This is a genomic window from Nocardioidaceae bacterium SCSIO 66511 (assembly GCA_023100825.1).
Classification (GTDB): Bacteria; Actinomycetota; Actinomycetes; order Propionibacteriales; family Nocardioidaceae; genus Solicola.
The window spans coordinates 914,772-934,728 of record CP095846.1; the positions used below are offsets into that span (position 1 = coordinate 914,772).

The 19,957-nt window shown below is 63.7% G+C and carries 21 protein-coding genes and 1 tRNA gene; 21 read left to right on the top strand and 1 reads right to left on the bottom strand.

Features of this window, described 5'->3' with window-relative positions; translation table 11 throughout:
* Positions 1-9 precede the first annotated feature (9 nt).
* The gene (locus tag MU582_04245) at positions 10-1,242 is read right to left on the bottom strand and encodes a pyridoxal phosphate-dependent aminotransferase (GenBank protein UPK75854.1); all 1,233 of its coding nucleotides are present in this window, start codon (positions 1,240-1,242) and stop codon (positions 10-12) included.
* Between the two features lie 261 nt (positions 1,243-1,503).
* Between MU582_04245 and MU582_04250 the strand changes: the two genes are divergently transcribed.
* From MU582_04250 to MU582_04350, 21 genes are all read left to right on the top strand, one after another.
* Positions 1,504-1,576: transfer RNA gene (locus tag MU582_04250), tRNA-Trp, on the top strand.
* 64 nt (positions 1,577-1,640) lie between these two features.
* Positions 1,641-1,868: a preprotein translocase subunit SecE gene (gene secE / locus MU582_04255; GenBank protein UPK75855.1), complete on the top strand. Its 228-nt coding sequence runs from the start codon at positions 1,641-1,643 to the stop codon at positions 1,866-1,868.
* Between the two features lie 42 nt (positions 1,869-1,910).
* Entirely contained in the window at positions 1,911-2,861 is a 951-nt protein-coding gene (gene nusG, locus MU582_04260) for a transcription termination/antitermination protein NusG (protein UPK75856.1), read from the top strand.
* 48 nt (positions 2,862-2,909) lie between these two features.
* On the top strand, positions 2,910-3,341 hold the full coding sequence (gene rplK / locus MU582_04265; protein UPK75857.1) for a 50S ribosomal protein L11: 432 nt from the start codon (positions 2,910-2,912) through the stop codon (positions 3,339-3,341).
* Positions 3,342-3,437: 96 nt separating this feature from the next.
* The gene (rplA, locus tag MU582_04270; protein UPK75858.1) at positions 3,438-4,151 is read left to right on the top strand and encodes a 50S ribosomal protein L1; all 714 of its coding nucleotides are present in this window, start codon (positions 3,438-3,440) and stop codon (positions 4,149-4,151) included.
* A gap of 158 nt (positions 4,152-4,309) precedes the next feature.
* The gene (locus tag MU582_04275; GenBank protein ID UPK75859.1) at positions 4,310-5,137 is read left to right on the top strand and encodes an LppX_LprAFG lipoprotein; all 828 of its coding nucleotides are present in this window, start codon (positions 4,310-4,312) and stop codon (positions 5,135-5,137) included.
* Positions 5,138-5,139: 2 nt separating this feature from the next.
* On the top strand, positions 5,140-5,490 hold the full coding sequence (locus tag MU582_04280) for a hypothetical protein (GenBank protein UPK75860.1): 351 nt from the start codon (positions 5,140-5,142) through the stop codon (positions 5,488-5,490).
* A 246-nt stretch (positions 5,491-5,736) separates the two neighbouring features.
* Positions 5,737-6,339, top strand: coding sequence for a 50S ribosomal protein L10 (gene rplJ / locus MU582_04285; protein UPK75861.1), 603 nt, complete (start codon positions 5,737-5,739; stop codon positions 6,337-6,339).
* 50 nt (positions 6,340-6,389) lie between these two features.
* The gene (gene rplL / locus MU582_04290) at positions 6,390-6,782 is read left to right on the top strand and encodes a 50S ribosomal protein L7/L12 (GenBank protein UPK75862.1); all 393 of its coding nucleotides are present in this window, start codon (positions 6,390-6,392) and stop codon (positions 6,780-6,782) included.
* Positions 6,783-7,127: 345 nt separating this feature from the next.
* Positions 7,128-8,087 (top strand): ABC transporter ATP-binding protein, encoded by a 960-nt coding sequence (locus tag MU582_04295; protein ID UPK75863.1) that lies wholly within the window; start codon positions 7,128-7,130, stop codon positions 8,085-8,087.
* 154 nt (positions 8,088-8,241) lie between these two features.
* Positions 8,242-9,024, top strand: coding sequence for an ABC transporter permease (locus MU582_04300; protein ID UPK75864.1), 783 nt, complete (start codon positions 8,242-8,244; stop codon positions 9,022-9,024).
* Between the two features lie 2 nt (positions 9,025-9,026).
* The gene (locus MU582_04305) at positions 9,027-9,854 is read left to right on the top strand and encodes an ABC transporter permease (protein ID UPK75865.1); all 828 of its coding nucleotides are present in this window, start codon (positions 9,027-9,029) and stop codon (positions 9,852-9,854) included.
* Positions 9,855-9,858: 4 nt separating this feature from the next.
* Positions 9,859-11,055 (top strand): MCE family protein, encoded by a 1,197-nt coding sequence (locus MU582_04310; protein UPK75866.1) that lies wholly within the window; start codon positions 9,859-9,861, stop codon positions 11,053-11,055.
* Positions 11,055-12,143 carry an MCE family protein gene (locus tag MU582_04315; protein ID UPK75867.1) on the top strand — a complete coding sequence of 363 codons (1,089 nt, stop codon included), beginning with the start codon at positions 11,055-11,057 and terminating at the stop codon, positions 12,141-12,143. The genes MU582_04310 and MU582_04315 overlap by 1 nt, the downstream gene beginning before the upstream one ends.
* A gap of 62 nt (positions 12,144-12,205) precedes the next feature.
* A complete protein-coding gene (locus MU582_04320) occupies positions 12,206-13,126 on the top strand; it encodes an MCE family protein (GenBank protein ID UPK77108.1) in 921 nt (306 codons plus the stop codon).
* Complete coding sequence (locus MU582_04325; protein ID UPK75868.1) at positions 13,123-14,385, top strand: MCE family protein; 1,263 nt, start codon at positions 13,123-13,125, stop codon at positions 14,383-14,385. Before MU582_04320 ends, MU582_04325 begins: the two co-directional genes overlap by 4 nt.
* 35 nt (positions 14,386-14,420) lie before the next feature.
* Positions 14,421-15,551 carry an MCE family protein gene (locus MU582_04330; protein ID UPK75869.1) on the top strand — a complete coding sequence of 377 codons (1,131 nt, stop codon included), beginning with the start codon at positions 14,421-14,423 and terminating at the stop codon, positions 15,549-15,551.
* Positions 15,548-16,813, top strand: coding sequence for an MCE family protein (locus tag MU582_04335; GenBank protein UPK75870.1), 1,266 nt, complete (start codon positions 15,548-15,550; stop codon positions 16,811-16,813). The genes MU582_04330 and MU582_04335 overlap by 4 nt, the downstream gene beginning before the upstream one ends.
* Positions 16,810-17,442, top strand: coding sequence for a hypothetical protein (locus MU582_04340; protein ID UPK75871.1), 633 nt, complete (start codon positions 16,810-16,812; stop codon positions 17,440-17,442). The genes MU582_04335 and MU582_04340 overlap by 4 nt, the downstream gene beginning before the upstream one ends.
* Positions 17,442-18,260 (top strand): hypothetical protein, encoded by an 819-nt coding sequence (locus MU582_04345; GenBank protein ID UPK75872.1) that lies wholly within the window; start codon positions 17,442-17,444, stop codon positions 18,258-18,260. Before MU582_04340 ends, MU582_04345 begins: the two co-directional genes overlap by 1 nt.
* Positions 18,261-19,194: 934 nt before the next feature.
* Positions 19,195-19,887, top strand: coding sequence for a hypothetical protein (locus MU582_04350; protein ID UPK75873.1), 693 nt, complete (start codon positions 19,195-19,197; stop codon positions 19,885-19,887).
* Positions 19,888-19,957 lie beyond the last annotated feature (70 nt).

Here is a 19,957-nt window from a genome sequence, read left to right on the forward strand (position 1 = left end):
GAGGCGGCCTCAGGCCGTGCCGAGCAGCTTCTGGATCCGCGAGACACCCTCGACCAGATCGTCGTCGGACAAGGCGTACGAAAGCCGCAGATAGCCGGGCGTGCCGAATGCCTCGCCGGGTACGACGGCGACCTCGACCTGGTCGAGGATCGCGGCCGCGAGCTCGACCGACGTCGTCGGTGTGACATCGCCGACCGGGCGACCCAGGGCGCCCTTCACGGACGGGTACGCGTAGAACGCACCGGTCGGTGTCGGGCACTCGAAGCCGTCGATCGCGTTCAGCATCTCGACGATGGTGCGGCGGCGTCGGTCAAACGCGTTGCGCATCTCGTCGACGGCCGACAGATCGCCGGTGAGGGCCGCGATCGCGGCGCGCTGCGAGACGTTCGCGACGTTGGAGGTCGCATGCGACTGCAGGCTGGTCGCCGCCTTGATCACATCGCGCGGACCGATCGACCATCCGACTCGCCAGCCGGTCATCGCGTACGTCTTGGCGACGCCGTTGAGCACGACACACGTATCGGCGAGTTCGGGCACGACGACCGGCATCGAGACCGACTCGACGCCGTCGTAGGTGAGGTGCTCGTAGATCTCGTCGGTGACGACCCACAGACCGTGCTCGACCGCCCAGCGTCCGATCGCCTCGACCTGTTCGCGGGGGTAGACCGCGCCGGTCGGGTTCGACGGCGAGCAGAACAGCAGGACCTTCGTACGGTCGGTGCGCGCCGCCTCCAGCTGCTCGACGGTCACCAGGTAGTCCTGGGTCTCATCGGCGACGACGTCGACGGCGACACCCCCGGCCAGCTTGATCGACTCGGGGTAGGTCGTCCAGTACGGAGTCGGCAGCAGCACCTCGTCGCCCGGGTCGAGCAGCGTCGCGAACGTCTCGTACACGGCCTGCTTGCCGCCGTTGGTCACCAGCACCTGGGCGGCGTCGATCTGGTACCCCGAGTCGCGCGCGGTCTTGGCCACGATCGCGTCCTTGAGAGCGGGCAGGCCGCCGGCGGCGGAGTAGCGGTGGTTCACGGGGTCGTGGCACGCGGCTGCCGCGGCGTCGACGATGTAGTCGGGCGTCGGGAAGTCGGGCTCACCGGCGCCGAATCCGATCACGGGGCGGCCGGCGGCCTTGAGCGCCTTGGCCTTGGTGTCGACGGCGAGCGTCGCGGATTCGGTGATGCCGCCGATGCGAGCGGAGACCCGGCGCGCGGTGGAGGGGGCTGCGGAGGAAGCCGACGAAGTCATGTGCCTATCGTTGCACTGCGGTTGAGCGCACGCTACGCGGTATCCCGCTTGCCGGACCCGTCGTCGAGAGTTTGCGGACTTCTCGTTGTCGTCGACGCTCGGCAGCACCTGAAAGTCCGCGAACTCCGCCCGACGTACGCCTGAGTTCGACGGCGACCGCCTGCTCCCGTACACTCGTCACGCGGTGGATTTCCACGCTTGGTCGTCATGCCCTCACCAACACCGGTGTTGCATGGTCGCGCCGCGCGCCGGAACCGCCATAGGGCAGTAGCTCAACTGGCAGAGCATCGGTCTCCAAAACCGAAGGTTGGGGGTTCAAGTCCCTCCTGCCCTGCGAACCACCTCGGCCACCCGGCCGGGGTGTACGAGAAGAGTCGACGAGTAGTAGGTGGAATGTGGTGAGCGATACACGCGCCTCGACCCCGAGCGGGAAACGCGGCGGACGTACGTCCCCGGCCACGTTCTACCGACAGGTCGTTGCCGAGCTTCGCAAGGTCGTCTGGCCGACGCAGAACCAGGTCGTGACGTACTTCTTCGTCGTGCTCGTCTTCGTACTCGTGATGATGGCGATCGTCGCCGGGCTGGACTTCGGGTTCGGCAAGGCGATGTTCGCGGTGTTCGCCTGACCCCCGCGGGTCGGCTTGATGGTGAAGGTGGCGTAACCAACCGTGTCCCAGTCGTACAACGAGCCTGAGCTCGATCAGGCGCTCGAGGACGTCGCTCCCGAGGGTGACTCCGACCTCGAGCAGGACATCGAGGTCGACGAGGTCGAGATCGGGCTGGACGCTGCCCTCGAGGCGACCGAGACCGCGGGCGAGGCCGGTGCCGAGGCGTACGACCCGGCCGCCGATGCGGCTGCGGACGCAGGTGACGCCGACACCGCCGACACCGTCGCCGACCCGGCCGCCGACGCGCTGGTCGAGGATGCGGCCGGCGAGCCCGAGGCTGCGGTTGAGGCAGCGGCCGACGAGGCCGAGGCCGCCGATGACGACGGGTCGACGACAGCGCCCGATCCGCTCGAGGACTTCCGCCAGGAGCTGCGCAGCAAGCCCGGCGACTGGTTCGTCGTCCACACGTACTCCGGCATGGAGAACCGCGTGAAGACGAACCTCGAGAACCGCGTCACCTCCCTGAACATGGAGGACTTCATCTTCGAGGTCGTCGTACCGACCGAGGAGGTCGCCGAGATCAAGAACGGCCAGCGAAAGATGGTCAAGCGCACCGTTCTGCCCGGCTACGTTCTCGTCCGGATGGACCTCAACGACGAGTCGTGGGGCGCGGTACGCCACACGCCGTCGGTCACGGGGTTCGTCGGGCACTCGCATCAGCCGGTGCCGTTGAGCCTCGCTGAGGTGGAGAACATGCTCGCTCCGACCATCGAGCCGGAGGCCGAGCCCGAGGAGGCAGCGGCGCCCGCGCAGCAGGCCAAGACGCCGAAGGTCGAGTTCACCGACTTCTCGGTCGGCGACTCGGTCATGGTCGTCGACGGCCCGTTCGCCACGCTGCATGCCACGATCACCGAGATCAACGTCGACGCCGCCAGGGTCAAGGCCCTGGTGGAGATCTTCGGCCGGGAGACGCCGGTCGAGCTCAGCTTCTCCCAGATCCAGCGGGTCTGAGCCGCCGACGTACGCAACACCAGATAACGCAGACAAAGGACCCCATCAATGCCCCCCAAGAAGAAGATCGCCGCGCTGGTCAAGGTGCAGCTCCAGGCCGGCTCGGCCACGCCTGCGCCGCCGGTCGGCACCGCGCTCGGCCCGCACGGCGTCAACATCATGGAGTTCTGCAAGGCGTACAACGCCCAGACAGAGTCCATGCGCGGCAACGTCGTCCCCGTCGAGATCACGATCTACGAGGACCGCTCGTTCGACTTCATCACCAAGACGCCGCCGGCGGCCGAGCTGATCAAGAAGGCAGCCGGGCTCTCCAAGGGATCGGCGATCCCGCACAAGGACAAGGTCGGCAAGCTCAGCCGCGACCAGGTCCGCGAGATCGCGAACACCAAGCTCCCCGACCTGAACGCCAACGACGTCGACGGCGCGATGAAGATCGTCGAAGGCACCGCCCGCTCCATGGGCGTCACCGTCGACGGCTGACAGCACAACCCAACAGTTCCGTGGTAGGGCACACGCTGGCCCGCACACCACACCTGGTTGGCCGCCCCGGCGGCCGGAAGAGAAAGAGACACACCAGTGGCACAGCGCAGCAAGTCGTACAACTCGATCGCCAAGAAGATCGACAAGGACGCTCTCTACAGCCCGCTCGAGGCGGTCAAACTCGCGAAGGAGTCGGGCAACCTCACCAAGTTCGACGCGACCGTCGACGTCTCCATGCGTCTCGGCGTCGACCCGCGTAAGGCCGACCAGATGGTGCGCGGCACCGTCAACCTTCCCAACGGCACCGGCAAGACCTCCAGGGTCCTGGTCTTCGCTACCGGAGCCAATGCGGAAGCCGCTCGCGAGGCGGGCGCCGATCACGTCGGCGACGACGACATGGTCGAGAAGGTCAACGGCGGTTGGCTCGACTTCGACGCCGTCGTGGCGACGCCCGACATGATGGGCAAGGTCGGCCGCCTCGGCCGCGTACTCGGCCCCCGCGGCCTGATGCCCAACCCGAAGACCGGCACCGTCACCACCGACGTGAGCAAGGCCGTCGGCGACATCAAGGGCGGCAAGATCGAGTTCCGCGTCGACAGGCACGCCAACCTGCACTTCATCATCGGCAAGTCGTCGTTCTCCGAGCAGCAGCTCGCCGAGAACTACGCCGCCGCACTCGATGAGGTGCTGCGGCTCAAGCCCGCCAGTTCGAAGGGTCGTTACCTTCGCAAGGTGACGCTCTCGACGACGATGGGCCCGGGCATCCCGGTCGACCCGAACCGCACCCGTGCGGTCACCGAGGACGACTGACTCCTCTGCAACATCACTCGGCGGGTTGTCGACGGACGCGATCGCGGGCCGTCGGCAGCCCGCCGAGTCGTTCGTCACGGTCGCCGTACCGGAACCGTTCGGTACTCTTGGACGTCGTAGGTGGCGACAAATCGACTACATCACTTGGGGCAGCTCCGATGAAGGTACGTAAGACTCTGGTCGCGCTCTCGGCGGCCGCCGCGCTTTCGCTGACCGCTTGCGGCAACGCCGAAGACGCGGCCGACGGCACCTCGTCGGGCGGTGACGACTCCTCGGCAGCGCAGGCGTCGGGCGCCTTGACCGAAGACACCTTCGCGTCGTCGGTCTCCGATGCGCAGAGCAAGGCCAAGACTGCCCACTTCGAGATGAGCATCGAGGCGTCCGGCTTCGATATGAGCGGCTCGGGCGATATGGCGATGGATCCCGAGTCCGATGACCCGAAGGACTCCAAGATGTCGATGAGCATGGAGATGCCGATGGTCGGCGACCTCGAGATGCGCCTCGTCGACGGAGTCATGTATCTGAACATGGGTTCGTACACCCAAGGCAAGTTCGCCGAGTTCAACCTGGACGACGAGAGCAACCCGATGGGCGCGTCGCTCGAGCAGGTCGACCCGAACGCCATGGTCGAGCAGCTCGCGGGCTCGTTGAAGGATTTCGAGAAGACCGACGAGACCGAGCAGATCGACGGCGTCGAGGCGACCAAGTACAAGCTCACGATGGACGGGTCCAGTATGAACACCATGATGGACTCCCCGGGTGGCATGGGCGGTACGACCGGCGATCTGCCGGAGAGCGTCATCGCGTACGTCTGGATCGGCGACGACGACCTGCTCCGCAAGTTGACGATGGACATCGACGAGGGCACCGTGCCGATGGGCATGGAGATGACGTTCACCAAGTGGGGCGAGTCCGTCGAGATCGAGGCTCCGTCCGACGGTGATGTCATCGACGGCTCGGAGCTCGACTTCTCGACCTCGATGTGACCGTGCGCGCCATCCGGATCGACGCCACCGGCGCGCCCGTTGTGGCGGGCAGCGTCGGTCTGCTGCTCGGGTGGCTCGTCAGCGGCATCGCGTACGCGAGCGGTCCGCTGTCCGATGGCCTCTGCCTACTCGTATGGCTGCTACTTGCGGGCGGCACCGCGTACTGGCTCTACCAGCGCATGACCGGTCCGTACGCCGACTGGACCGACGACAAATTGGTCAACACCCGCCTCGGCAAATGGATCGTGACGGTTGCGGCGCTGCTGGCGCTGGTCACGGTGATCCGGATCATCACCGGCATCGGCAACGATGACGATCTCGGGTTGATGCTCTGGGGATTCCAGCCGCTCTAGCCTCCAAGAGCTCGTACGCACGGGCCGGATTTGGTACGCGGCGGGCGCGCCCTATATGCTTGCTTGCGCCGAAGACCGCTGGTCAGTACGAAGGTCCCACTCAGGTGGGCGGCCCGCGCAGGAGATCGTAAGCCAAGACGTTTCGTACGTCTTCGCCCCGTGCGCCTGCGCCGGGGCTCCTTTCGTTTCCGGGCCCGTTACGGGCCAGCGCATTCGGCGCATACCGACGAAATGAGAAGGAGACCCATGGCGCGCCAGGACAAGGCAGCCGCGGTCGCCGAGCTTGCGGACGAGTTCCGTAACAGCAACGGTGCCGTGCTGACCGAGTACCGCGGTCTCACCGTCAAGCAGCTGCAGGATCTGCGCCGCTCGCTCGGTGAGGACGTCAGCTACGCCGTGGTGAAGAACACCCTGACCAAGATCGCGGCCCGCGAAGCCGGCGTCGATGCATTCGACGACCTGCTGGTCGGCCCCTCGGCCATCGCCTTCATCAAGGGCGACCCGGTCGAGGCCGCGAAGGGTCTGCGTGACTTCGCCAAGGCGAACGAACCTCTCGTGATCAAGGGCGGCGTGCTCGACGGCAAGTCGCTCGACGCCGACGAGATCAAGAAGCTGGCCGACCTCGAGTCGCGCGAGGTCCTCCTCGCCAAGCTCGCGGGCGGCATGAAGGCCAGCCTCAGCCAGGCAGCCGCGCTCTTCAACGCCCCGTTGGCCCAGGCGGCCCGCGCGGTCGGAGCGCTGCAGACCAAGGCCGAGTCCGACCCGTCCGTGATCGGCGGCGCCGGCGAGGCCACGTCCGAGGAGCCGGCTCCTGCGCCCGCAGAGGACGCAGCCGAGTCCCAGGACTGACCCACCCCACGTACGCACCAAGCAACACCATCCAGGAAGGAAACGCCACCATGGCGAAGTTGAGCACCGACGAGCTGCTGGACACGTTCAAGGAGATGACCCTCCTCGAGCTCAGCGAGTTCGTGAAGCAGTTCGAGGACACCTTCGACGTCACCGCCGCCGCGCCTGTCGCGGCCGTTGCCGCAGCCCCCGCCGCGGGCGGCGCGGCAGCCGATGACGGCGCAGCCGAGCAGGACGAGTTCGACGTCATCCTCGAGGCCGCCGGCGATAAGAAGATCCAGGTCATCAAGGAGGTTCGCGGACTCACCAGCCTCGGCCTCAAGGAGGCCAAGGAGCTCGTCGAGGGCGCGCCGAAGCCGATCGTAGAGAAGGTCAACAAGGAAGCCGCTGACAAGGCCAAGGAGGCGCTCGAGGGCGCCGGCGCCACCGTCAGCGTCAAGTGATCGCATCCAGGTCCTCGCGGGCCTGAGCAACGGGCGGCCAGGCATTGCGCTGGCCGCCCGTTGGCGTACCTGCAGTGCGTGGAGACGGTGCGGTCTTACCCGCCCGCAACGGTGCGGTAACGCCCCGACACCAGGGGTTGTAACTGCAGGTTACCCTCAGGTAGCATCCACGCTTGTTTAGGATGAGCGTCACACCTCGTCCGGGAACAACCGGCAGATGATCGGCGGCGCCTGACGAGGGCGCCACACAGAGTTCGACCGGGTCGTACGACCCGTGCAGATAAACCCAGGGGAGCGGTGGCCGCGGGAGCGGCGATCGCTCCATGCAGGCAAGGAGGCGCGTGCGTGGGCGTTGCAGTGCAGGTGGAAGGGCTGACGAAGTCCTTCGGCAACCAGCTCATCTGGGGCGATGTCACCCTCACGCTGCCACCCGGCGAGATCTCGGTGATCCTCGGGCCGTCCGGTACCGGCAAGTCCGTCTTCCTGAAGAGCCTGATCGGCCTCCTCAAGCCCGACCGTGGCTCCATCACCATCGAGGGCACCGACGTAGCGAGCTGCAAGGAGAAGGATCTCTACGAGATCCGCAAGCTCTTCGGCGTGCTGTTCCAGGACGGCGCGATGTTCGGCTCGATGAACCTCTACGACAACGTCGCGTTCCCGCTGCGTGAGCACACCAAGAAGTCCGAGTCCGACATCCGTCAGATCGTGATGGAGAAGATGGAGATGGTCGGACTCATCGGCGCCGAGGACAAACTGCCCGGTGAGATCTCCGGCGGTATGCGCAAGCGTGCCGGCATCGCCCGCGGCCTCGTACTCGATCCCGAGATCGTGCTCTTCGACGAGCCCGACTCCGGCCTCGACCCCGTACGTACCGCCCTGATCAGCCAGCTGATCATCGACCTCAACGCGCAGATCGACGCGACGTTCCTGATCGTCACCCACGACATCAACACCGCGCGTACCGTCCCCGACAACATCGGCATGCTCTATCACCAGCACCTTGCGATGTTCGGGCACCGCGAGATGCTCCTGTCCAGCGACCAGCCGGCCGTACGCCAGTTCCTGAATGCGCAGAAGGCCGGCCCGATCGGCATGACCGAGGAGAAGGACCAGGACGAGCTAGCCCAGGAGGCGCAATACGAGATGCCTCCGCTGCCGCCGATCCCGATGCAGGTGATGCCGTCCGACGGGCGCCCGCGTCGGGGGCAGCGCCCGCCCGGCGAGTGGTGCCGCGAGAACGGCGTCACCCCGCCCCCCGGATCATTCCGCCAGGACATGTCCATGGCCCCCGGCGGTGCTGCGTGACACCAGTGCCCCGGCCACCAGCACATACCCTGTTGCGCGACGCCCGGACGGGCGCCTCGCTGCGTTCTCGTCGGTCGAAGGTGTGCTATCACCGACTTCCCTCCTCGGCCTTGCGATGCATCCCGCCTGACGTCGCTCACGACGGGCAGCGCTGATGGCCGGGACACTCACGACGCTCGCCCGACCCATCGGGGTGGCGGGCAGCCTTTTTGCGTTCGGGCTCGACGTCATCGTCTCGATCTTTCGGCGCCCGTTTCAGCTGCGGGAGTTCCTGAACCAAGCCTGGTTCATCGCGTCGGTCACGATCTTCCCGACCGCACTCGTCGCGATCCCGTTCGGTGCGGTGATCGCACTGCAGACGGGTTCGCTGATCAGCCAGTTCGGCGCCCAGTCGTTCACGGGTTCGGCGGCGGTGATCGCGATCGTACGAAATGCCGGCCCGATCGCAACGGCTCTGATGGTCGCCGGTGCGGGCGGATCCGCGATCGCGGCCGACCTCGGCGCGCGCAAGATCCGCGAGGAGCTCGACGCCATGCAGGTGTTGGGCATCGACCCGATCCAGCGCCTCGTCGTGCCGCGGGTGCTCGCCTGCATGCTGGTCGCGGTGTTCCTGAACGGCCTCGTCAGCATCGTCGGCGTGATGGGCGGGTACGCCTTCAACGTCATCTTGCAGGGCGGTACGCCCGGCGCGTACCTCGCCTCGTTCACAGCACTGGCGCAGTTACCAGACCTGTGGCAGGGCATGGCCAAGGCGCTCGTCTTCGGTCTGGTGGCCGCGATCGTCGCCGCCTACAAGGGCATGAACGCGAAGGGCGGGCCAAAGGGTGTCGGCGACGCGGTGAACGAAGCCGTGGTCGTCACGTTCATGCTGTTGTTCGTCATCAACTTCTTCATGAGCGCCATGTACTTCCAGATCGTGCCAGAGAAGGCGATATAGCTATGGCAGATCTACGTACCATCTACCAGCGCCCACTCGGTAGCGTCGACAACCTCGGCCATCAGCTCGCGTTCTACATCCGTGCCCTGATCTGGGTACCGCGCGTGCTCGTGCGCTACCCGAAGGAGATCCTCCGGCTGCTGACCGAGGTCACGTTCGGCACCGGCGGCCTCGCGATCATCGGCGGCACGATCGGCGTCATCACCGCGATGTCGTTCTTCACCGGCACCGAGGTCGGGCTACAGGGCTTCACCGCGCTCGACCAGCTCGGCACGTCCGCGTTCACCGGGTTCATCTCGGCGTACTTCAACACCCGTGAGATCGCGCCGCTGGTCGCAGGCATCGCGCTCGCCGCGACGGTCGGCTGCGGCTACACCGCCCAGCTCGGCGCGATGCGGATCAGCGAGGAGGTCGACGCCCTCGAGGTGATGGCGATCCCGTCGCTGCCGTACCTCGTCACAACCCGGGTCATCGCCGGCCTCGCGGCGATCATCCCGCTCTACATCGTGGGTCTGCTCGCCTCGTACTTCGCGACGAGATTCGTGGTCACGGTCGCGTACGGGCAGAGTCCGGGTACGTACGACCACTATTTCGACCTGTTCTTACCACCCGGCGATGTGTTGTGGTCCTTCTTCAAGGTCCTGATATTCGCCGTCGTGGTGATCATGATCCACTGCTTCTACGGCTACTACGCGACCGGTGGCCCGGCCGGCGTCGGTGTCGCCGTCGGCCACGCTGTTCGTACCTCGATCGTTGCGATCAACGTCGTCGACCTGCTGCTGTCGATGGCGATCTGGGGTACGACGACGACGGTTCGATTGGCGGGTTAGCGCGATGGCCCGTACCCCTGTGCTCGAACGCACGTCGACCGTGCGCACGCTCGGCATCGCATTCATCGTGCTGATGCTGATCGTGCTGTGGATCACGTGGGGCATCTTCAACAAGACGTTCCGAGACACCGTCGAGGTGTCGATGATCGCGCCGTCGTCCGGCCTGCAGCTGAGCGAGGGCGGCGATGTCAAGATGCGCGGCGTGCTCGTCGGGTCGGTCAACGACATCGAGCTCGCGCCCGACGGCGAGGGTGCCGAGATCTCCCTCGATCTCGACCCCGACCAGGTAGAGAAGATCCCGTCCGATGTGTCGGCGCTGATCGTCCCGAAGACACTGTTCGGACAGAAGTACGTAGACCTGCAGATCCCCAGCGGTGCGGTGACGACGCCCATCGCCCAGGGTGACGTGATCAGCCAGGCGAAGGTGCCGGCCGAGGTCGAGACCCTGCTGAACGACCTGTATCCGTTGCTGCGTGCGGTCAAGCCGGCCGACCTGTCGAAGACCTTGAACGCGCTGGCGACGGCGCTCGACGGGCGCGGCGAGGAGATCGGCCAGAACATCGAGAACCTCAACGACTACCTGAAGAAGCTCAACACCGTCTCGCCCGAGCTCGTCGACGATATCGTCAAGCTCGGTGACGTGTCCGAGACGTACGCCGACGCGATGCCCGACCTCGGCACGCTGCTGCGCAACGCGGTAGAGACCGGCGACACGATCGTGGAGAAGCAGGACCAGCTGGCCGAGGTGTTCTCCGCGGTGAGCGACTTCTCCGATGTGGGGCGGAGCTTCCTTTCGTACAACGGCACCGGGCTGATCCGGCTCAACCAGCAGGCGCGGCCGACGATGTCGCTGCTGGCGGAGTACTCGCCGATCGCGCCGTGTGTGACCAGGGGAGCCGCGAAGATCCTGCCGCGACTGAACCAGGCGCTGCGCAACAACACGCTGCACGGGCGCGTGTTGTACCCGGTCAAGCAGCCCACTCCGTACTCCGGCAGCGAGACGCCGATCCTGCCGCCGATGAGCGACCAGTCGTCGGTGCTGGCACCGAGCTGCCTGTCGGCGCCGAACTCCTCGTACGGCAACGGCACGTGGGGCCCGGGTGCGCCGCTGGAGCTGCTGCGCAAGTTCGGCGTGAACAACGACCACAACAAGTACACCAGCCTCGGTCGCCCCGCTCCCGTGGTCGGGGGTGATCGCTGATGGCTCGTAAGGGACTCGACAAGCAGAGCGCCGGCTCGCTGGTGAAGCTGCTGATCTTCATCCTGGTGACGACGCTGGCTACCGCGGTGCTCGCGATCACGATCGGCAACATCTCGTTCGAGGACCGCCAGACGTACAAGGCGGAGTTCAGCGACACCACCGGACTGATCAAGGGCAATGACGTACGTATCGCCGGCGTGCGGGTCGGCACCGTCGAAAGCGTCGAGCTGGGTGACGACAACCAGAGTTCGATCGTGACGATGGCGGTCAACAAGAACACCACGTTGCCGCAGTCGACCGAGGCGACAATCAAGTACCGCGATCTGATCGGTCAGCGCTACATCTCGCTGGAGCGGGGGTCGAAGGGCTCCGACTCGGCGATGGAGTCCGGCGACATGATCCCGCTGTCGCAGACGACCGAGGCGCTCGACCTGTCGGCGCTGTTCAACGGCTTCAAGCCGCTGTTCCAGGGGCTGTCGCCGGAGGACACCAACAAGCTGGCCAGCGAGCTGGTGCAGGTGCTGCAGGGTGAGTCCGGCACGATCGAGACGCTGCTGTCTCGTACCGCATCGGTGTCGCAGACGTTCGCCAACCGCGACAAGCTCATCGGCAGCGTGATCACGAACTTCAACGACCTACTCGACACGCTGAACAACCGCGACGAGGAACTCGACGACACGATCGTCACGCTGCAGAGGTTCATGAGCGGGCTGAACAACGATCGCGGCGCGATCACGAACGCGCTCGACTCGATCGACGACCTCACGACCGAGACGGCGTCGCTCGTCACGGACGTACGCCCCGCGCTGACGACCGACATCAAGCAGCTGCGCGAGCTGTCCACCCGGCTTGACCGACCGGTGATGCGTAAGGAGCTCAACGAGATCATCAAGATCCTGCCGATCAAGGCGACGAAGCTCGGGCTGGCGGGCGACTTCGGACCGCTCGGTGGTGTCGTGCCGTGCGAACTCTCAAGCGATATCAATATTCCCGCGTTGCCAGGGGTCCCCGGCTACGAGAAAGCTCAGAGCATCTACAGCGGCGTCGTCGTCAATAACCCGTACTACGAGAAGAGGTGCGCATCGTGAAGCCATTTCGCGAGCGCAATCTCGTCGTCGTCGGGCTCGTTTCGATTGCCGTCATCGCCGTGATGATGCTCGCCGCGTTCCGCGCCGAGTCGCTGCCACTGATCGGCGGCGGTAACACGTACTACGCCGAGTTCACCGAGGCCGGTGGGCTGCGCGCGGGCGACGATGTCCGCGTCGCGGGTATCAAGGTCGGTGAGGTCAAAGACATCACCCTAGAAGGCGATACGGTCCGAGTCGAGATGCTGGTGGAGGATGGCGTCGACCTAGGCTCGGAGTCACTCGCCGCGATCAAGATCAAGACGATGCTCGGCGCGATGATGGTCTCCATCCAGTCTGACGGGCCCGAGACCATGGACGCGGGTGACGACATCCCCGTCGACCGCACCACGCCGCCCTACGATGTGGTGCAGGCGTTCTCCGATCTGTCCACGACGACGCAGGAGATCGACACCAAACAGCTGGGCAAGTCGTTCGACACCCTTGCCGATGTGATGGACGACGTGCCCAAGGATCTGCGAGGAACGCTAGACGGGGTATCGCGACTGTCCAAGAACCTTGCCGCGCGCGACCAGCAGATCAACACGTTGCTGAAGAATGTCGACGACCTCTCCGGGACGCTCGCGGATCGCAATGACGAGCTGATCACGCTGTTCAAGGACAGCAGCACCCTGTTCCGAGCGTTGACTGCCCGCCGCGATGCAATCCACGACATCCTGGTATCCACCCGGACATTAGCCAATCAGACGGAACGTCTCGTCGCGGACACCAGGGGAGACTTGAAACCCGCCCTCGACCACCTGCGTGGGGTCGTAAGGGTTCTCCAGGCCAACCACGATCAGATCGACCGCGCCCTCGGCGCGCTCCCGAAGTACTACACGGGTCTCGCAGGTCAGAGCGGAAACGGGCCATGGCTCGATTCCTGGATCGAAAATGTGACCAACTTAATTCTCTGTGGTGAGACCGGAAGCAGCTATTGCGGATGACGAAGACACGAACGGTGCTGATGGCAGGAGTCACGCTGGTGGCCCTTGCTCTAATTGCCGGGCTTCTACTGATTGTGCGTCCAGGGGGCGACTCGCGAACGCATATCACGGTGGATTTCGAGCGAACTGTTTCCTTGTATGAGGGAGCTGACGTTCGGATCTTGGGCGTGCCCGTGGGAAGTGTCGACTCGGTCGAGCCCATGGGTGAGAAGGTTCGGGTTGACCTGTCGTGGGACTCGGACTACAAGGTGCCCGCCGACGCAAAGGCAGTTGTTGTCTCGCCCGCGATCGTCGGTGACAGGTACATCCAATTGACGCCCGCGTACGAGTCGGGTCCAGAAATGGAGGACGATACTGTCCTCGACGCCTCCCAAACTGCCATTCCGGTGGAACTCGATCAGGTTTATGACTCACTCGATCAGCTCGCGACCGCGCTTGGCCCAGAGGGTGCGAACAAGAACGGAGCGCTAGATCGGCTCCTGAGCAGTAGTGCGAAGGCGTTCGACGGGCAAGGCAAGAAGTTTCACCGTACGCTCGAGGACCTGTCCAAGCTCACTGGGACTTTGGACGACAATAAGGACGAGCTCTTCGGTAGTATGACGCAGCTTGAGCGATTCGTTGGTGCGCTGGCGGACAACGACGCGGCGGTTCGCAGATTCAACAGGAGCTTGGCCGAAGTGTCGAGCATGCTCTCCGGCGAGCGCAGGGATCTGGCTGGTGCGCTAGGCGCTTTGGGTGGCTCGCTTGACAAGATCCGGTCTTACGTTCGCGAGAACCGAGGAACGCTGAAGCGCAACGTAAGCGCCCTGGTTGACGTGACGGATCAGCTTGTGAACCAGAGGCGTAATCTCTCGCGGATCTTTGACACGGCGCCAACCGCTCTGAGCAACCAAGTTCTTGCATACGATCCGTCCGTTGGTGCTCTCAATGCGCGCTCCACCATCGCGATCCAAGCTGGTGCGGCGACGTCCGGCTTCGAGTCTGGACTAGTCACTCCTTCGAATATCGCCGCCTGGGGAGGCAACCTGCTCGCACCATGCTCCTTCTTGGGACGGTTCGGAGGCGACACCGGTGCATCGCAGCCGGGAGGCAGCGAGCGAATTGACTGCCTCGTCAAGTTTCCGCCGAATGCTGTTGACATGCTGCTCAAGCGTGGTTTGCAGGGCAATAGTCCTGCCAGAAGACCGAGGCTAGAGCAGCTCCGTCGTCTCGATGACGCCAGTGGCGTGGCTAGTTTGATGGCGGAGGTGACAGAGTGATTGCGAGCAATAGGTCACGTATTTCAATGATATGCGTGAGTAGTGTTCTCGTACTTGGTGCGACCGGTTGCGGATTCAATTCCGTATATGACGTTCCTCTCCCCGGGGGTGCGGACGTCGGAGACAATCCGACCGAGGTGACGATCCAGTTCAGTGATGTTCTCGACTTGGTGCCGCAGAGCGCGGTCAAGGTCGACGACGTCACGGTTGGTAAGGTGACCGATATCGAGATGAAAGACTGGAATGCGGTCGTCACGATTGAGATGCGCAACTCGGTGGAAATGCCGTCGAACGCGACGGCTGAGATTCGACAGACGAGTATCCTGGGCGAGAAGTTCGTATCCCTCGCGGCGCCGACGGAACCGGCACGTGATGACCTCGAGTCGGGCGACACCATTCCGCTAGAGAACACCGGCAAAAACCCCGAAATCGAAGAGGTGCTCGGCGCTTTGTCGATGGTACTGAATGGCGGCGGGGTCGCCCAGTTGCAAGCCATCACGAGGGAGATGAATCGCATCTTCGATGGCCGCGAGGACGAAGTAAAGTCAGTTCTCCGACGGCTGAGTAAGTTCATGGGAGATGTTGACCGGCAGAAGCCAGAGCTCGTCGCGGCGCTGCGAAAGGTCGGTCGACTGGGCAAGAGTGCAAACGATCAGAGCGATGCCATCGAGGCGGCGCTTGACGACGTTCCCCGCGCGGTTCGAGTGCTGAATGATCAGCGTGACGAGTTTGTTCGTATGCTTGGGAAGCTTGATAGGTTCAGCGAGGTCGGCACAAGAGTAATCCGACGGTCTCGTGCGGACACGGTGGCAAATCTCCGTGACCTGGCGCCTGTGTTGCGTAATTTGAATCGAAGCGGCGACTCGCTTGTGCGGTCGCTTCGTCTGCTACTTACTGCTCCATTCCCGGACTCCCTGGTTGGGGATACACCGGTCGAGGCGCGCGCGTACAACAAGGGGGCATTTCTGAATGCGAGCCTGACGTTCAACCCGGAGTTGCAGCCGATCATCGACGACATGTCACCTGCCGAGTACAAGAAGTTTCTCGCAGCGATGGGCGTGAGTCGGCGTAGCGCGGATGCGCGGTCAGAGCGGGAGTCCGTTGAGAGCGATAACTCGTCGAACGGACTTGAGCAGCTGCTTTTGGACGGAAGCGTTAGCGAATGATCACACGCGCAACAAGACTGCGACTCCTCATCTTTGTTGTACTCACGCTGGTCGGCATTGCATATGTCGGTGCAAGGTACGCTCAGGTGGATCGCCTCGTCATCGACCGTACGTACGACGTGACTGTGGATCTGCCGGAATCCGGAGGCATCTTCGTTGGTGCTGACGTGTCCTATCGTGGCGTGAGCGTTGGCAGGGTCAGCGATCTGAAGTTGTCGGAGACAGGTGTCCACACGACCCTGAGCATTGATGACACCAACGACGACATCCCGAGTGACCTCGAAGCGGTTGTCGCGGACAAATCGGCCGTCGGCGAGCAGTATGTTGACCTTCAACCACGGACAGACTCGGAGCCCTATTTGGCAGACGGCTCCGTCATCGAACAGGCTGACACGACGACGCCGATCTCGACTCAGGATCTGCTCGCCAACGTTTCGAGCTTTGTAGGATCTGTGAACACGCACGATCTGCGTACGGTGGTGCACGAGCTCGGCGTCGGTTTCGACGGTACCGGTCAGGACATCAGCAAGATCATCGATACCTCGAACTCGTTCATCGAGACCGCGAACAAGCGGTTCGGCGTCACTGCTCAGCTGATCCGTGACGGTTCGACGGTGCTGGACGGGCAGATTGCGGTTGGGAGCAGCATCCGATCGTTCAGCCGGGATCTCGCCGACTTCTCTGATGCGCTGCGTGAGTCCGATCCTGACCTGCGGGCGGTGCTGGAGGACGCGCCCGGCACGGCCGACGAGATCAGTGCGTTGCTCGACGAGAACAAGAAGAGTATTGGAGCATTGATCGGGAACCTGCAGAGTCTCAACAGGCTGACGGTGGCGAACCTTCCTGGTCTTCGCGGAGTTCTCGTTCTTGCTCCGTACGCGGTTGAGAACGGATTCAGCGTGTTGTCGAAGGACCGAGATGGCAAGTACGAGATCCGGCTCGCGATGGCCGTGAGCAAGGAGCCGCCGTACTGCGAGAGTGGATACGTTCCGCTTACGGACCTCCCGAAGCCTTCAGATCTCGGGGCACGCAAACTTGTTGGCCGTGTCTGCAACGAGCCCGCATCGAAGACCAACGCGCGTGGGGTGCAGAACAACCAATCGCTTCGCGGTGCCCCGGTCGCCGGTGTGTACGACGAGGAGTCCGGCGAGTTCAGCACCGATGTGCCCGACGGCCTGTCGCGGCCGGCCCCGTCTGCCACCGATGAGCCGCCCTCGGACTCGTGGACGAACCTGATGATGGCACCATCGGTTACTCAATGAGCGAAGCAGAAGACGACCAGGTCGAGCCGGCCGCCGACGACTCGACTGAGGTCAAGCAGGATGAGCGTGCCCGTACCGCAGCACTTCCGATCGCGATCGTGCTCGTAGTCATCGCCGTGATCGCGGCAGGTGTCGGCATCTGGCTGGTGGCAGCGCCTCCGGCGACGACCGAGGAGACGAACGACTCGAATCGGCAGGACGCGATTGTCGCCGCGGAACGGTTCACGAGCCTCCTGACCGACTTCGACGCCACCAAGGACGTGAAGGCGTATGCAGGCGAGCTCGCCGACCAGCTGACCGACGGCACCGACAGTCCGTGCTGGTCGACTGTCGCAGGGTTCGTACCCGCGGTTGCCGACGAGGCGACCGCGCAGGCCGCGAAGCAGCGCAAGCAGCTCTATGAGGGCGAGGTTCGCGAGCGGGCTGTCGAGACCGTCGACTCGGATTCGGCACGCGTCATCCTTGCAGCCGATTTCGCCACGTCGGCGGTGATGAAAGGTAAGCGAGTTCCGCTGCTCGCGCAGCCCTTGCGCCTCAGGCTCGACCTCGAGCTCGACGGGGACAACTGGCTGGTCTCGAACTGCACCCTGGTCACGCCTGCCACGGGCGACGAGGACGGTGAACAGTGATGACCCCGAGTCCTTCTGGGAGCAACCGTCGCCGGATTGCCGGTGACGCAGCACGCCGTCGCCGCGAGGCCGAAACGGGCGGTGACACCGAGGCGGCCCCCGAAGCAGTCGAAGACGGTCAATCCGCCGCCGGCGCGGAGACCGATAGCCCATCGGACACGGTCGAGACTGAGCCTGCGGACGCGGATACGAGTGACACCCCCACTCCCGACGCCGACCCGGCACCGGACCGAGCGCGCAAGAGCGTGTTCGACCTTGCAGTACCGCCGCGAGAGACCTGGTGGTGGCTGGGCGCGTTGATGGTCGTGATGATCGCTGCACTTGTTTTCGTGGCCTACGTGGGCTTCGGGTACCTCGATGATCGCAACGACGATCAGGCCTTCGCCGACAATCGTGAGGACGCGACGTCATCCGCGGCAACCGCCGCCGAGACGATCTTGAGCTACAGCTACCAGAGCCTCGATGACGATCGGGCCGCGGCCGAGAAGACGATGACCGACGACTTCGCCAAGGAGTACGGCGAGTTATACACGAAGCCGTACTGCGAAGCGTTCCCGGGCCAGGAGGACTGCACCGTCGAAGGCACCTTCCCGGACGTGGTCAAACGCAACAAGCAGCAGACCGAAGCCGCGGTCGTCGACGTTGCGCCGATGGAGTGCGGTGACGAGTGCAGCGACGACAAGGCGTCGGTGTTGCTGTTCATCGACCAGGAAAGCACCTCGGACGGCGAACAACAGAACCCCGTCGGCAACCGAGCCGTCTTCACGATGGTCAAGCAGGACGGCGACTGGCTCGTCGACGGCATCCGCTACGTCTAGCTCCGGTTGTGGCCTCCGTCACCTTCCGTTACGGTCACTGGGTCACCGTGTGTGACACGCGGTGTATCACCGAACGAGGGACGACGAGGGGACGACGGTGAATTCACGAGTCATATTCGCGACCATAGGCTGCGTGTTGACATTTGGGTTGAGCACTGGTCCGTCTAGTGTGGCTACGCAGCCCAATGTCGCGGCGCCGAGCACCAGCGGTCGAACCAAGTTCATGAAGGCCACAGCCGACTACAGGTGTAAGGCAATAAATTCCGTGGTTGATCAGTTGATCGGTGGCCCGCAAGATGTTCGTGTTCACCTTGCTGGAAAGTTCCCGACGGTGCTTGCGAGTGGGCAGATTGCGAGGGTGCGGAAGTTTCGGGCGAGGTTGACGTTAAGTCGGAGGCTCGTTCGGAAGTTGAAGCACGAGCAGGGTGTCAAGCGTGTAGCGGCTAATGCTGGCGCACGTTACCTGGTCGGAAAGTCGAACCATGGTAAGCCGATTGGCCTTGTTGTAAAGTGGCAAGGCCGCCAAGAATATGTGCGTTCGAACCATAAACGTGGACGCTTCGTGAGGTTGCGGCTGGGGCATAAGAACGTAACCTACAGTCCGGGTCGGGTTAAGGTGCGTGCTCCGCAGTCGGCGGAGAGACTAGTGGTTCTTCTCCCGAAGCACCTTGGGTACGTCCAACACTATCGAATGCCATTGGTAATGGGAGGAAAGAAGCAGCCGTGGAAGTGCTCCGTGGCCGGAAAGGGTAAGCAAAAGGATCGGCGTCTCGGTGTGATCAAGGTTCGCTGAGATGAACTACTGAGCGATGGGTGCTGGAAACTATCGTCGTGCGGCACGCAACTATGGCCTCGGCCATCTTCGGCGCGGTCACTGCGAAACCGCGCGTGACACGCCGTGTATAACCGAACGAGGAACGACGAGGGGGCTACGGTGAAGAAGCGTTTGGCCAGAGTCGCTTGGGTGGCCGTGGCTGTGGTTGCCCTGATGGCGGGCTCGGCGACCGCACATTCAGAGATGAAACTAGTTGCCGATGGCGAGCAGGTTCGGAACTCCAATACCAACCATCGCATCGACGGGGAAACAGCTCGGCGAAAAGCCATTCGAGGTACGTCGCAGCATCGGTGCGAGATGCCACAAGGCAAGCCGATCCGTTTTCGGATTAGCCTGCGAGCCGACGTTCCCGTAAAAGTCAGGCGCGGGTCTACTGTCGTCCTCCACAATTGGCGCGCTCGGATTCGTCTATCAAAAGGCTCAGTAGCACGCCTTAAGGCCTACTCGAACGCGCAGCGTATCAAGATCTACATGGGAGCCGGAGCCTCCGAATACAATGCGATCTTCATTGTTGTCGGGAAAGGTAAGAAGCGAGTCGTGTCGCAGATCGATGACGGTAGGACGGGTGCGAAGCTGAAGCGTGGTAAGCCATCAGTTTTGCGACTGCGCGGCGATCGCCTGAAGGTCGCGTTGCCGAATCAGAGTGGACAGCGTGTATGGTTGCGTTTTGGTCGTTCGGGCTCCTGGTTCTACACGTTGATACCTCGAGACGATTCGGTGACCTCGCTCTTCTTGAATTGTCAGCGGATCGCGTCGCCTCACAAGATAGGATTCGTCACTGTGCGCGGGTAGCCATCCAAAGCCTGAGGAGATGACATTGCAATGCTCAGATCAATTGCAATTGGTGCAATGGCCAGTCTTG

Bases quoted from the DNA above. Each gene is read 5' to 3' on its own strand.
- rplL (UPK75862.1), top strand. From the start codon at position 6,390: ATGGCGAAGTTGAGCACCGACGAGCTGCTGGACACGTTCAAGGAGATG.
- rplK (UPK75857.1), top strand. From the start codon at position 2,910: ATGCCCCCCAAGAAGAAGATCGCCGCGCTGGTCAAGGTGCAGCTCCAG.
- MU582_04275 (UPK75859.1), top strand. From the start codon at position 4,310: ATGAAGGTACGTAAGACTCTGGTCGCGCTCTCGGCGGCCGCCGCGCTT.
- MU582_04245 (UPK75854.1), bottom strand. From the start codon at position 1,242: ATGACTTCGTCGGCTTCCTCCGCAGCCCCCTCCACCGCGCGCCGGGTC.
- MU582_04345 (UPK75872.1), top strand. From the start codon at position 17,442: ATGACCCCGAGTCCTTCTGGGAGCAACCGTCGCCGGATTGCCGGTGAC.
- MU582_04305 (UPK75865.1), top strand. From the start codon at position 9,027: ATGGCAGATCTACGTACCATCTACCAGCGCCCACTCGGTAGCGTCGAC.
- MU582_04300 (UPK75864.1), top strand. From the start codon at position 8,242: ATGGCCGGGACACTCACGACGCTCGCCCGACCCATCGGGGTGGCGGGC.
- MU582_04315 (UPK75867.1), top strand. From the start codon at position 11,055: ATGGCTCGTAAGGGACTCGACAAGCAGAGCGCCGGCTCGCTGGTGAAG.
- rplJ (UPK75861.1), top strand. From the start codon at position 5,737: ATGGCGCGCCAGGACAAGGCAGCCGCGGTCGCCGAGCTTGCGGACGAG.
- MU582_04340 (UPK75871.1), top strand. From the start codon at position 16,810: ATGAGCGAAGCAGAAGACGACCAGGTCGAGCCGGCCGCCGACGACTCG.
- MU582_04310 (UPK75866.1), top strand. From the start codon at position 9,859: ATGGCCCGTACCCCTGTGCTCGAACGCACGTCGACCGTGCGCACGCTC.
- MU582_04325 (UPK75868.1), top strand. From the start codon at position 13,123: ATGACGAAGACACGAACGGTGCTGATGGCAGGAGTCACGCTGGTGGCC.
- MU582_04335 (UPK75870.1), top strand. From the start codon at position 15,548: ATGATCACACGCGCAACAAGACTGCGACTCCTCATCTTTGTTGTACTC.
- MU582_04320 (UPK77108.1), top strand. From the start codon at position 12,206: ATGATGCTCGCCGCGTTCCGCGCCGAGTCGCTGCCACTGATCGGCGGC.